This window comes from Mesorhizobium sp. M1428, assembly GCF_040317515.1.
Classification (GTDB): domain Bacteria; phylum Pseudomonadota; class Alphaproteobacteria; order Rhizobiales; family Rhizobiaceae; genus Mesorhizobium.
Map to the genome: position 1 here is coordinate 36,067 of NZ_JAMYKT010000001.1, position 13,150 is coordinate 49,216.

A 13,150-nucleotide genomic window follows, 5' to 3' on the forward strand; every position below is an offset into this window, starting at 1 on the left:
GAGCAAAGTGAAGGAACTGGCCGTCACATGGTAGAGCTCTACGGCAAGACGCTGTCGCGCCGGCAGGTCTCGGAGCGCTCCGGCATGTTGTCGCAATTCGCCGGCGTGCGGCTGATGACGCTTGGCGACGGGGTCGAGCGCGGCATCCGCATGCTCGAATTCCGCACCGGCTCCGGCCTGCGCTTCACCGCGCTGGTCGACCGGGCGCTCGATATCGCCGATTGCGATTTCAAGGGCCAGGCGATCGGCTGGCATTCGCCGAGCGGCTTTCGCCATCCCGGCCTGCACGAATACGAAGGCGAGGAGGGATTGGCCTGGGCGCGGTCGTTTTCCGGTCTTCTGCTGACCTGCGGCCTCGACCATATATTGTTCATGAACGAGGTACCCGCCGACACCTACAACTACCCGCCGAAGAAGACGGTGCGCCATTCGCTACATGGCCGCATCAGCACCATCCCAGCGCGGCTGACCGGCTACGGCGAGACCTGGGACGGCGACCGCTGTGTGTTGTGGGCCGAAGGCATCGTCCAGCAATCGACCGTCTTCGGCGAGGATCTGCACCTGCTGCGGCGGATCGAGGCCGATGTCGGCGGCAACGAGATCCGGCTTTCGGACCGTGTCGTCAATCACGGCTTCAACCGGACGCCGCATATGTATTTCTACCACATCAATGTCAGTCATCCGGTGCTCGACGAAGGATCGCGCTACCTGGCGCCGATCCGCGACGTCGTCTGGGCCGGGCATGCCGGCGAGCGCTATGAAGCGCAGAAGGTCGGGTACCGTACGGTGCCGGCGCCGCAACCGGGATTCACGGAACAGGTCTGGCAGCACGAGCTCGGCGCCGACAGCACCGGCGAAGTCCCTGTGGCGGTGGTCAACGACAGTCTCGGTCTCGGCTTCGAGGTGATCACGCGCAAGGGCCAGTTGCCCTGCGCCTATCAATGGCAGAATTTCCAGGCCGGGCAGTACGCGCTTGGGATCGAGCCGTCGACGCATCATGTGCTTGGCAATCTGGCGGCGCGCGAACGCGGCGAGATGATCTGGCTGGAGCATGGCGAGAGCCGCTCCTACAATGCCGTTTTCCGGGTTCTCGACGGCGCTGGCGAGATCGCCGCCGCCGAAAGCCGGATCGCGGCGATTGCCAGACAGCCGCGAGAGGACTACCCGCGGCCGTCGGGCCATTTTCCTGTTCTTGGAGGCAGGTCGTGATAATGGCGAAGAGGATACGGGACACCAGTTGGGAGGCTGGCTCAGGCCGGAGCGGGGAGGGCTCGCGGTCGAGCTGGAATTGGAGGTCACAATGGCTGGCACGGTAAAGCGCGATTACAGCCTGGTCGGCGAGAGCACGCGCAGGGCGATCGAGACGGGACTGGCCTCAGCGGAGTGGTACCACACGGATGTCCCCCGCAAGGCGATCAAGGAGTTGATGCAGCGCTCAGACGGTCCGGCGATCCGCGACACGATCATCTGGATCGTCGCCATCCTCGGCTCCGCCGCCGGCGCCGTCTACTTCTGGGGCACCTGGTGGTGCGTGCCGTTCTTCTTCGTCTACGGCGTGCTCTACGGCTCGTCCAGCGACTCGCGCTGGCACGAATGCGGCCACGGCACGGCCTTCCGCACGCGCTGGATGAGCGATGTCGTCTATCAGATCGCCAGCTTCATGCTGATGCGCAATCCGGTGACCTGGCGCTGGAGCCATGCCCGGCACCATACAGACACCATCATCGTCGGCCGCGACGCCGAGATCGCCGTGATGCGCCCGCCGGATCTTTTGCGTGCCGCGCTGGCCTTCACCGGTATCCTCGATTTCCGCTATTCGCTTCCGGCGCTGGTACGCCAGGCGTTCGGTAAGCTGACGCCCGACGAGAAAAGCTACGTTCCCGAGATGGAACAGCACAAGGCCGTCATCGCGGCGCGCTGGCATATCGCCATCTACATCGCGACGGTCGCGCTCGCCGTTTTCATGCGGTCGTGGATACCGGTGGTGCTCATCGGCGTGCCGCGCCTCTACGGCACCTGGCACATGGTGCTGACCGGCCTGCTGCAACATATCGGCCTGGCCGACAATGTCGTCGACCACCGGCTCAACACCAGGACCGTGTACATGAACCCAATCAGCCGGTTCATCTACTGGAACATGAACTACCACGTCGAGCATCACATGTTTCCGATGGTGCCTTACCACGCGCTGCCCAGGCTGCATGAACTGATCAAGCACGATCTGCCGGCGCCGAATCCATCGATGTGGCATGCCTATCGCGAGGTCTGGCCTGTCCTGCTCAGGCAGCTCAAATACGAGGATTATTTCCTCAAGCGCGAACTGCCACCAACGGCGAGGCCCTATCGTGGCGAGTTCCACGAAGTGAACATGTCGGCGGCGGCTGAGTAGGTACTGCGCATCAGCGCAACGCAGAAATTTCAGGAGAGATAGAAATGGCCGATTGGGTCGAAGCGTGCGCCGTGGACGATGTCGAAGAGGAAGATGTCATCCGCTTCGACCATGGCGGCCGCACCTTCGCTATCTACCGTTCGCCGGACGATGAATTCTTCGCCACCGATGGGTTTTGTACGCATGAGAAGGCGCATCTGGCCGATGGGCTTGTGATGGACGACATCATCGAATGCCCAAAGCACAATGGCCGCTTCAATTACAAGACCGGCCAGGCCAAAGGGGCTCCCGTCTGTGTCAATCTGCAGACCTATCCGGTCAAGGTGGAAGCTGGCAAGGTGATGATCCAGATCGCCTGACCGGCCTTCTGTCACGTAGCAAAGGGGACCAAAATCCATGAGCCGGAAAAGACCGACCGTCGCAGACCTGCGCGCCATGAAGGGCAAGCGGCAGCTGACCATGCTGCGCGTGCTGACGATGGACGAGGCCGAGGCCGCCGAACGCGCCGGCGTCGATATCGTCTCGGTGCCGCCGGAGCTGGTGCTCAATCCGCAATACCGCGATGCGGCACCCAGCCTGTTTACCATGCCGGGTGAGAATTTCTTCGAGATCGGCACCGCCGATGATTTCGTCCGCTGGGCGTTCCGGCTCTACAAGGCCAGTGCCGATGCGGTCTATTGCAGCGCCGGCTACGCCACCATCAAGCGGATGGCCGACGACGCCATTCCGGTGATCGGCCATGTCGGCCTCATCCCGTCACGTGCCACCTGGACAGGCGGATTCAAGGCCGTCGGCAAGACCGCCGACACCGCCATGCAGGTGTTCGAGGCGGTGAAGCAACTGGAGGCCGCCGGCGCGATCGGCGCCGAGATCGAGGTGGTGCCGGTCGAGGTGGCCAAGGCGATTTCGGAACGCACGTCGCTGATTATGTTGTCGATGGGAGCGGGCACCGGCTGCGATGCGCAATATCTGTTCGCCGACGACATTCTTGGCCAGAACCGTGGCCACATGCCTCGCCATTCCAAGGTCTATCGCAATTTCGCCGCCGAATACGATCGGCTGCAGGCCGAACGCATCGCCGCCTTTTCCGAATATGTCGCCGATGTAAACAGCCTGGCCTATCCCGAAGAGAGGCACGTCGTGCACATGGACCCGGAGCAGCTCAGCCTGTTCCTGGAGAAGATCGAAGCCGCATGAGACGCGCCGGCTGCGGCGCGAAGCGCCATGGCGGATCGTGAAAGGCCGGTTCGGCGGCAGGGCCAGGTCATCGCATAGTCGGCTGCGGTGCCACAAGAAAGTTTGTTGGTCCATGTCTGGACGGCACCGGCCAAATGCTGTTGAAACCGGTGCGTCATCGGTTTGCCAGACAATTGTGCGGTTACCGATGGAGCGGGTGAAAATTCCCTTCGGATAGTTCTGCGCATGACCGCCATTCCCGAAAACGAAGCCTTGCCCGAAACCGCGACGGCGGCGCGGCAAGCCCGGCGGGTGGCGCTGATCGTCGCCGTCGCCTTCTTCATGCAGCTTCTGGATTCGACTATCATCTCGACCTCGCTGCCGCAGATGGGAGAATCTTTCGGCGTGCCGGCGGTGGCGATGAGCATCGGCATCACCGTTTATATGCTGACCATGGCGGTGTTCGTGCCGCTGTCCGGCTGGCTCGCAGACCGCTTTGGCGCGCGCAACATCTTCCTCGTGGCGATTGCCCTGTTTACTTTGGCCTCGCTCGTTTGCGGCATCTCGCAGAACCTGGCCGAGTTCGTTGCCGCGCGTGCGGTGCAGGGCCTGGGCAGCGCGCTAATGACGCCGGTCGGCCGCATCCTGGTGCTGCGCAATGCGCCGAAATCCGAGCTTCTCAACGCCACGGCGCTGATCACCTGGCCGGCGCTGTTTGCGCCGGTGGTCGGGCCGGTGCTTGGCGGCTTCATCACCACTTATCTCTCCTGGCACTGGAATTTCTTCATCAACATTCCGCTGGGGGTTGCCGGTTTGGCGTTGGTCGCTCGCTTCATTCCCGGCGACCGCGATGCCGGGGCCAAGCCGCTCGACTGGCCGGGCTTCCTGCTGACCTCGGTCGGGCTTGCCTGCCTGCTCTACGGCCTCGAGCGTATCGCGCATCCGCAAGACGGTGTGTTGCCGACCATGGCATTGCTCGGCACGGGCGTTTTGGTCGGCTGGCTGGCGGTCCGGCATCTGCGACGCGCCAACCATCCGCTGCTCGATCTCACAGCTTTCAAGGTGCAGACATTTGCCATCTCGACGCTGTCGGCCGGCACGATTTTCCGCATCGCCATCAACGCCACGCCATTCCTGCTGCCGCTTTTGTTCCAGGTCGGCTTCGGCCTGAGCCCGGTCGATGCGGGCATGATGATCCTGGCCTATTTCCTCGGCAATCTCGGCATGAAGGCGGTGACGACGCCGACGCTGAGGCGCTTCGGCTTCCGTTCGGTGCTGATCGTCAACGGGGTGATCGCTTCCTTGTCGATCATGGCCTGCGCGGCGCTTTCGCCGCAGACGCCGCAAGCGTTGGTGGTGGTGCTGATGCTGATCGCCGGCCTTTCGCGCTCGATGCAGTTCACCGCGCTGAACACGCTGGCCTTCGCCGATGTGGCCTCACAGCAGCGCAGCTCGGCGGCGACGTTGTCCAGCATGCTGCAGCAGGTGGCGATGCTGTTCGGCGTGGCGGTTGCGGCGGCACTGCTCAACCTGTCGCAGATCGCCAGAGGCGCGGAAGCGCTCGATCTCGTCGACTTCCGCCTTGCCTTCCTGGTGATCGGCGCAATCGGTCTCGTCGCCTCGTGCCGCTTTCTGGCGTTGCCGAACGCTGCCGGCGCCGAGGTCTCGGGCCATGTTTTGCGGATTTGACGCAGGAACTCCGCGGCGAGCGAAGACATAAATTTCTGCCGGCTCCGCTCGTCCTGGAACAAACTTTTGCCAGCGGTTCGACCGGCGCAATCAGTTGCAAAAGTGCTTGAGTTCCAGGCATTGCGCCAATCTCGCCAGTCGGTGCGTCCAACCGCAGAATTTCCTCGCAAGCCGGCCCGCAATGCGCGGATTCATTTGACGAATTGGTCTTGAGCCGATTAGCTTTCGTTCCGATGGCCGCAGAGGGAGCAGGGCGTAGCCATCGCGGGTGAAAGCGGGCAATGAACGCGACCGGCTGGCTAAACTGGAGAAGCCTGAACCAGGAGGGCATTGTCTTTGCCATCGCGGTTGTGCTGTTCATCGCCGCCGCCATCGGACTGCCCGGGTTTATCAACTCGAACAATCTCGTTGCCATCGTGCGCTCGGTCTCGGTGCTGGGCATATTGGCGCTCGGCATGGCGGTCGTCATAATCGGCAGGGGCATCGACCTGTCGGCGGTGGCGATCATGGCGATGTCGGTCGCCTGGTATCTGCAACTGCTGAATTCGGGGACATCCGACGGGCTGGCCTTCGCCTACGTGCTCGCCGGCGTTCTCGCCATCGGGCTGTTGAACGGAATCCTGGTCGCCTACGCCGAGGTTCCGGCGATCTTCGTGACGCTGGCGACCGCGTCCTTTGTCTTCGGCTATGTGCGTTCACAACTGATCACGCAGGACGCGGTGCCGGTGCCGCCCGGCCATTGGGTAGAGCTGCTTGGCGGGCTGCGCTTCCTCGACATCCCGGTCGAGGTTTTTGTCTTCGCCGGGCTGGCTTTCGCCTTCTTCCTGTTCCTGCGCTACACCAAATGGGGCCGCTACGTCTATTTCGCCGGCGACAACCCGGTCGCGGCGCGCAACATCGGCATTCCAGTGCGCCCGATGCTGGTGCTGCGCTACGTGCTGTCGGCCCTGGTCTCGCTGGTGGCCGGCTTGCTCACTGCCGCCAGCCTGCATTCGATCAACACCCGCATCGTCAATTCCACGCTGCTCTACGACATCGTGTTGGTGGCGGTGATCGGCGGCATCGGTCTGTCGGGTGGGCGGGGCGGGGTGCGCAACGTGCTGGTGGGCGCCGCGCTGATCGGCATCCTGCTCAACGCGATGACCATCATCGACATTCCGCTGCTCTATCAGAACCTGATCAAGGCAGCGATCCTGCTGGCGGCGATCATCGTCGATGGGTTCATCAATCCGCGCGACGAGCAGACTGCGCAGCAAGGCGATATCTAGACTGACGCGAACGGTTGGGGCCGGCCGCGAACGACATACCAAACCAGAGGATGTGACATGAAAATCATCAGGACATTTATGGCTGCCGCGGCAGCGCTTGCCGTCTCCGCCTTCGTGGCGCCAGGCTTCGCTGCCGAGGATCCGGGTCCGGCCGCCTATTCGCAAGCGCTCAAGGGCAAGCGGGTGATGCTGGTGCCGATGGCGATGGGCTTCGACCTGGCACAGGGCTGGGCGCATTACCTGAAGACGGAGGTCGAGGCCTGGGGCGGCGTGTTCGAGACGCGTGACCCGAACTGGGTGGTCGATGCCGGCGCGCAGGCGATAACCGACGCAATCTCGTCGGACACCAGGCCGGACGTGCTGATCATCCACTCGCCGGACCTCAACTCCTATGCCAAGCTGATGAAGAAGGCGCAGGCGGCCGGCACCTATGTGCTTTTGGTCGACAATCCGGCGAACTTCCCGGCCGATGCCTTTGTCGGCAGCGACTGGGATCGGCTCGGCCAGCTGGAAGCCGAAGCGGCGATCAAGGGTTGTGGGCCGAATTCTTCCAAGAAGATCGGGCTGGTGCAGGGCGACCAGGCCAATTCGTCGAGCCTCTACCAGTATGCCGGCATCATGAAGGTGCTGGACAAGAACCCCGACTTCAAGGTCGTGGCCAAGCCTGACTCCAACTGGGATGCGACGACCTCGCGCAATGTGACGACGACGATGCTGCAGCAGAACCCCGACATCTGCGCCATCATCGATTTCTGGGACGGCGACGCGACGGGCGCATCGGCTGCGATCCGCGATGCCAAGCTCGAGGGCAAGGTGTTCCTGGTCACCACCGGTGGCGGCGAGAAAACCGCCGACTGCGACAAGCTGCAGGACGGCACCTATGGCGCGGTGGTGATGACCGACCTTGCCCGCCAGTCCGGCGACATGAACGCCGTCATCAAGTTCCTGCTGCAGAGTGGCCAGCCGGCCGGCACCTCGCACACCTACATCTACACGCTGGAGAAGGCGACGACCAAGGCCGACCTCAAGCCAGACAGCTGCTGGGACTTGAAAGCACTGCAAGCCCAAGCTGCGGCCAAGTAAACCGCGGGTCCGTTGCAGGCATCGACGAGGTGGCCGGACCGGGTTCGGCCGCCTCCTTCTCTCTTGAGTGGCAGCAGCAACCGATGTCCTTTCGCGAACGCCTTCAATCCTGGCGCTACAATCTCGTGCCCGACCATCTCGTCGGCGAGATACTGAGCAAACGCTGGACCGACAACGCCATTCCGTTCCTGGCGCTGGTGGCGACGCTCGGCGTGTTCGGTTCGATCATCCCCGGCTTCTTCAAGCCGATGTCGCTGCAGGAATCGACCCGCCAGCTCGGCGAGTTTTCGCTGGTCGTCACCGGCATGACGGTGGTCATGCTTGGCGGCGGCATCGACCTTTCGGTCGGCTCGATCTTCGCGCTTTCCTGCTTTTCCGCCGTGTTCGTCTTTTTCATCCTCGAACAATCGGTGTGGCTGGCGCTGGCCGCCTCGATCGCCACCGGCCTGCTGTTCGGCGCGATCAACGGTTATCTGATCGGCTATTTCAGGCTGCGCGCTTTCCTGACGACACTGGTCACCTTCATCTTCGGTCGGGCGCTGTTCGACATTTTGGTCACCACCTATGCCGCCGACGTCCAGCTTTCCGATGCCACGTCGGATGTGCTGGACTTCATCGGCGACGACACCTTCTGGGGCCTCTCGGTTGCGGTGTGGGCGGCGATTATCCTGGCCATCATTACCCATGTCGCGCTGACACGCTCGCGGCCCGGCTGGCATGTGCAGGCGGTGGGCGGGTCGCGGCGATCGGCCCACAATGCCGGCATTCGCGTGCGCCGCACCGTGTTTATGACCTATGTGTTCTCCGGTTTCTGCGCCTCGCTCGGCGGCTTCCTCATCGCCTGCCGGCTGAGCGGGGCGGGGCCGGGCACAGGCCTCAACCTCGAGGTCATGGCACTGACAGCGGCGGTCGTCGGCGGCGTCAGCCTGGGCGGCGGCCGAGGCTCGGTGATCAAGGGGCTAATGGGCGCGATCATCGTGCTGACCATGACCAACGGGCTGATCCGGCTGGGCTATGGCACCGGCACCAACCAGATGGTGCTGGGCATCATGCTGGCCGTTGCCGTCACCATCGACATTCGCTGGCTGAAGAACCGCCACAAGGTTCTGGACGAGGTCTATGTCGCACCGGTCTATTTGAAGATGGGCGCGACACAGTCGGCTGCACCGAGCTCGGGCACCCCTTACGAACTCGACAATCGGCTATCGGAGGCTGACCATATCGGGCTCGGCGAGTTGGAAGGGCCGGAAGACGTCATCCTCGATCGCGACGACCATCTCTATTGCGGCACTAGGCATGGCGAGATCGTCCGTTTCTTGGCGCCGGACTACAAGCGCTCGGAGGTCTTTGCGCATATTGGCGGCTTTCCGCTCGGCCTGGCGTTCGACAAAACAGGCAATCTGATCAGCTGCGTCGGCGCGATGGGCCTCTATTCGGTCTCGCCGCAGCGCGAGGTGAAGCGGCTTTCCGCGGAAACGTCGCGCTCCTGGACCTCGATCGTTGACGATGCGCGGCTGCGCGATCCCAATGATTGCGACATCGCGCCGGACGGCCGCATCTACTTCACCGATTCCACCAAGCGTTATGACGCGCACGATTGGGCGCTGGACTCGATCGAGAACCGTGCCACCGGGCGGCTGCTCGTCTATGACCCCAAGGACGGTTCGACGAAGACATTGCTCGACGGCTACCGCTATACCAACGGCGTCTGCATGGCGCATGACGGCAAGTCGCTGTTCTTCGCCGAAAGCTGGGCCTGCCGCGTGCATCGCTATTGGCTGGAAGGGCCGAAAGCAGGCACCGCCGAATGCGTCATCCGCGACATGCCGGGCTACCCCGACAACATCAACCGTGCCTCCGACGGCAATTACTGGATGGCTTGGTTAGGCATGCGCACGCCGAGCTTCGACCTGTCGCTGCGGCATCCCGACATGCGCAAGCGCATGACGCGGCGGCTGCCGCAGGACGAATGGCTGTTCCCCAACATCAACACCGGCGGTGTGGTGAAATTCAACGAGAAGGGCGGCATTGTCGAAGCGATGGGCGACCTGTCGGGCGCCGCGCATCCGATGGTCACTTCGATGCGCGAGCACAAGGGTTTTCTGTTCGTCGGCGGTATCCTCAACAATCGGATCGGCCGCTACAGGATTGCCAGCGCCGACCCGAACTGGACCAGCCCCGCTTCCTACTGGGGAGCGAAGCCTTGATGCTGGATCCTATCCTCGACATCTTTCGCGGCAAGGCGGTGACCATCCCGCCGCTCGACGGTGCCTTCAGGCCGAATACCCTGCTGGACGATGTTGCGGCCTTCGCCGAACTGCCCGAGCCCGATAATCTGCTGGTCGCCGACGGCCGGCTGCTGGTTTCCAGTGCCAATGCCGTCTACGCGGTCACCGCCGGTGCCGCCCCTGTTCTGGTCGAGACATTTCCGGCCGCGGTCACCGCGCTCGCGCGCTCGCCCGCCGGCGAACTGACCGTCGGGCTCGAAAGCGGCAAGCTGTTAGTCGCGGGCAAGGAGGCCGCCCTGCCGGCCGAGATACGCTGCATAACAGCACTCGCCTACGCAGAAGATGGCACGCTTTGGCTGGCTAATGGCTCGGCCGACCACGGGCCGTCGCAATGGGCCGCCGATCTGATGAAGAAGGGTGCGTCGGGTTCGTTGTGGAAGCGCGATCCGGCAGGCAGCGAATTCCGCAAGGTCGCCGGTGACATCGCCTTTCCCTATGGGCTGCATCCAACTGGCAAGGATGTGCTGGTCAGCGAGAGCTGGCGGCACCAACTTATCCGCTTCGATGGCGCGACGGGCAGCCGCTCGACGGTGCTGGCGCATCTGCCCGGCTATCCCTCTCGCCTGTCGCCTGCCGCCGGTGGCGGTGCCTGGCTGGCGCTGTTTGCGCCCCGCAACCGGCTGATCGAATTCGTGCTGCAGGAAAAGCACTATCGAAACGACATGCTGGCGCAAGTGCCGCCGCAGCACTGGATCGCGCCGGCGCTCGCCTCGAATCGAAGCTTCCTCGAGCCGCTGCAATGCGGTGGCATCCGCACCATGGGCATCCACAAGCCGTGGTCGCCGAGCCGCTCCTACGGGCTGGTCGTCAGGCTCGATCGGGAGATGCGGCCGCAGTACAGCCTGCACAGCCGCGCCAACGGCACGCGTCATGGCATCTGCAGCGTGGCGGAGAAAGACGGTCGCCTGTTCATTGCCTCGAAAGGCGGCGATTGCCTGCTGGCCATCGACCTGGCTCCAGAAGGGCATCGCTGATGGAACCGATCGTCCGCCTGGAGAACGTAACCAAGACCTATCGCGGCGTGCCCGCGGTGAAGAAGGTCAGCTTCGAGCTGCGCAAGGGCGAGATCCACGCGCTGCTCGGCGAGAACGGCGCGGGAAAATCGACGCTGACCAAGATCATCGCCGGCGTCGTCGACGCGACATCGGGAAAGATGTTCCACAACGGGCAGGAGATCGCCTACCCCTCGCCGCACGCCGCCCTTGAAGCCGGCATCGCCATGGTATTCCAGGAGACCAGCCTGGTGCCGTCGATGACGGTGGCGCAGAACCTCTATCTCGGCACCGAGCGCTTTCTCAACCGGCTGCGCGGCACCTACATCTCGGCGCAGCAGTTCCTGCAGTCGTTGAACTTTCCGGTCGACCCGAACGCCGTGGTGGCGACGCTTGGCGCGGCCAAACGGCAGATGGTCGAGATCGCGCGCGCCGTCCACCACAATGCCGAGATCATCATCTTCGACGAGCCGACGGCGACGCTGACGCCGGAGGAGAAGCGGCACTTCTTCGCACTGATCCGCCGGCTCAAGGCAAGGGGCGTGTCGATCGTCTTCATCAGCCATGCGCTCGAGGAAGCGCTTGATATCGCCGACCGCATCACCATCCTGCGCGACGGCGAACTGGTGATCACCGACGACACAGCCGCCTTCGATCGCGACAGGATCGTCGCCGCCATGGTCGGGCGCACGCTGTCGGGGCAGCTCTACAGCCAGCGCGACGAGGCCAGGCTGCGCAAGCCCGGCAAGAAGGTGCTGTCGGTGCAGGACATCTCGATGAGCAATGTCGTGCGCAACAATTCTTTCTCGATCTTCGAGGGCCAGATCACCGGCGTCTTCGGGCTGATCGGCTCGGGCCGCACCGAGACGTTCAAGATCGTCTCCGGCATCTACAAGCGCGACTTCCTGCGCGGCGGCACCATCGAGCTGGACGACCGGCCGGTGCGCTATCTCGTGCCCAGCGAGGCGGTGGCGGACGGCATCGTCTATGTCACCGAAGACCGCAAGAGCGAGGGGATTTTCGAGACGATGGACGTTGCCGAGAACCTGTTCGGCGGCTTCCTGGCGGCTGGACGGGAAAAGAGCTGGGTGATCGATGCGCAGGAGATGCGGGCGCTGTCGGCGGAGTGGACGAAGACGCTGAACGTCAAGGCGATCAACGACAATGCCCGGGTGGTCGAGCTTTCCGGCGGCAACCAGCAGAAGGTGGTGATCGGCAAGGGGCTGGTGCAGAAACCGCGCATCGTCATCTTCGACGAACCGACGCGCGGCGTCGATGTCGGCGCCATCGCCGAGATCCACCAGATCATCAACCGGCTGGCCGACGAGGGCCTGGCCGTCGTCGTCATCTCGTCGTACCTGCCGGAGATCATGAACCTGTCCGACCGCATCCTGGTCTGCCGGCAAGGCCGCATCGTCGAGGAGTTCTCGCCGGTGGAGGCGACGGAGGAGAAGATCATGTATGCGGCGGTTCATTAGGGCTTGGCTTAGAGGGTCGACATGTCCGATGGTCGTTGGTGCATACTTTGGAGATTGGCAGAAACGTCCACCGCTTCGTCATCCTGGGGCGAAGCAAGGAGCGAAGCGACGCGGCGCAGACCCCAGGATCCATGCCGTGACTTTCAAGCGTTGCGACGGTCCGGAATTCTGCTCCGCTGCACCCCTCGCGAGAGGTCACGGCATGGATCCCAGGGTCTTCGCGACGCCGCTTCGCGGCTGCTCCGCCCTGGGATGACGACGCTGAGGTGCTTCGGCCAACCTCCACGATTCTACGCTACTCCGCGGTAGAAACTGAATCGGTCGAACCGGTTAGCCGCCTTTGCTCAAAACCTGATTCAAACGAAAGGAGCCTGCCCATGGCCACCACAAGACTTCTGACCGATGCCGAGGTCGAGGCGATTCCCGCCGTGAAGGCCGTGTTCGACGACATCCGCGCGACGCGCAAATCCGATTTCGTCAACAATTTCTGGCGAGGGCTGGCCAATGATCCGGCATCGCTGAAGCGGGTGTGGGAGCAGCTCAAGGCGGTGATGGTCGCCGACAGCGCCATCGACCCGCTGACCAAGGAGATGATCTACATCGCCGTCTCCACAGCCAATGGCTGCTCCTACTGCGTCCACTCACACACGGCGGCAGCACGGGCCAAGGGCATGACCGAGGCGCAGCATGGCGAGCTGGTCGCGATCATCGGCCTGGCCGGACAGACCAACCAGATGGTCACGGCGATGCAGATCCCGGTCGATCGAGAGTTCGAGGTGAGGTGAGG

11 protein-coding genes are annotated in these 13,150 nt (G+C 63.3%); all 11 read left to right on the plus strand.

The window, feature by feature from the left end:
- The first annotated feature begins 27 nt into the window (after positions 1-27).
- The 11 genes from NKG60_RS00230 to NKG60_RS00280 all read left to right on the plus strand — a co-directional run bounded on the left by NKG60_RS00230 (position 28) and on the right by NKG60_RS00280 (position 13,148).
- A complete protein-coding gene (locus NKG60_RS00230; protein ID WP_352973769.1) occupies positions 28-1,209 on the plus strand; it encodes an aldose 1-epimerase family protein in 1,182 nt (393 codons plus the stop codon).
- Positions 1,210-1,300: 91 nt separating this feature from the next.
- The gene (locus NKG60_RS00235; RefSeq protein ID WP_352973771.1) at positions 1,301-2,389 is read left to right on the plus strand and encodes a fatty acid desaturase family protein; all 1,089 of its coding nucleotides are present in this window, start codon (positions 1,301-1,303) and stop codon (positions 2,387-2,389) included.
- A gap of 44 nt (positions 2,390-2,433) precedes the next feature.
- Positions 2,434-2,748, plus strand: a complete 315-nt coding sequence (locus NKG60_RS00240) for a MocE family 2Fe-2S type ferredoxin (RefSeq protein WP_292167569.1) — start codon at positions 2,434-2,436, stop codon at positions 2,746-2,748.
- A 37-nt stretch (positions 2,749-2,785) separates the two neighbouring features.
- Positions 2,786-3,586 (plus strand): 3-methyl-2-oxobutanoate hydroxymethyltransferase, encoded by an 801-nt coding sequence (locus tag NKG60_RS00245; protein ID WP_352973774.1) that lies wholly within the window; start codon positions 2,786-2,788, stop codon positions 3,584-3,586.
- Positions 3,587-3,811: 225 nt separating this feature from the next.
- Positions 3,812-5,254, plus strand: a complete 1,443-nt coding sequence (locus tag NKG60_RS00250) for a DHA2 family efflux MFS transporter permease subunit (RefSeq protein WP_352973776.1) — start codon at positions 3,812-3,814, stop codon at positions 5,252-5,254.
- 281 nt (positions 5,255-5,535) lie between these two features.
- Positions 5,536-6,522, plus strand: a complete 987-nt coding sequence (locus NKG60_RS00255; protein WP_023675789.1) for an ABC transporter permease — start codon at positions 5,536-5,538, stop codon at positions 6,520-6,522.
- A 57-nt stretch (positions 6,523-6,579) separates the two neighbouring features.
- Positions 6,580-7,605 (plus strand): sugar ABC transporter substrate-binding protein, encoded by a 1,026-nt coding sequence (locus tag NKG60_RS00260; protein WP_352973780.1) that lies wholly within the window; start codon positions 6,580-6,582, stop codon positions 7,603-7,605.
- 83 nt (positions 7,606-7,688) lie between these two features.
- Complete coding sequence (locus tag NKG60_RS00265; protein ID WP_352564303.1) at positions 7,689-9,812, plus strand: ABC transporter permease; 2,124 nt, start codon at positions 7,689-7,691, stop codon at positions 9,810-9,812.
- Complete coding sequence (locus NKG60_RS00270; protein ID WP_352564305.1) at positions 9,809-10,867, plus strand: SMP-30/gluconolactonase/LRE family protein; 1,059 nt, start codon at positions 9,809-9,811, stop codon at positions 10,865-10,867. Before NKG60_RS00265 ends, NKG60_RS00270 begins: the two co-directional genes overlap by 4 nt.
- Positions 10,867-12,363 (plus strand): sugar ABC transporter ATP-binding protein, encoded by a 1,497-nt coding sequence (locus NKG60_RS00275; RefSeq protein WP_352973784.1) that lies wholly within the window; start codon positions 10,867-10,869, stop codon positions 12,361-12,363. The genes NKG60_RS00270 and NKG60_RS00275 overlap by 1 nt, the downstream gene beginning before the upstream one ends.
- Before the next feature lie 377 nt (positions 12,364-12,740).
- The gene (locus NKG60_RS00280; protein WP_352564307.1) at positions 12,741-13,148 is read left to right on the plus strand and encodes a carboxymuconolactone decarboxylase family protein; all 408 of its coding nucleotides are present in this window, start codon (positions 12,741-12,743) and stop codon (positions 13,146-13,148) included.
- The last annotated feature ends 2 nt before the right edge of the window (positions 13,149-13,150 follow it).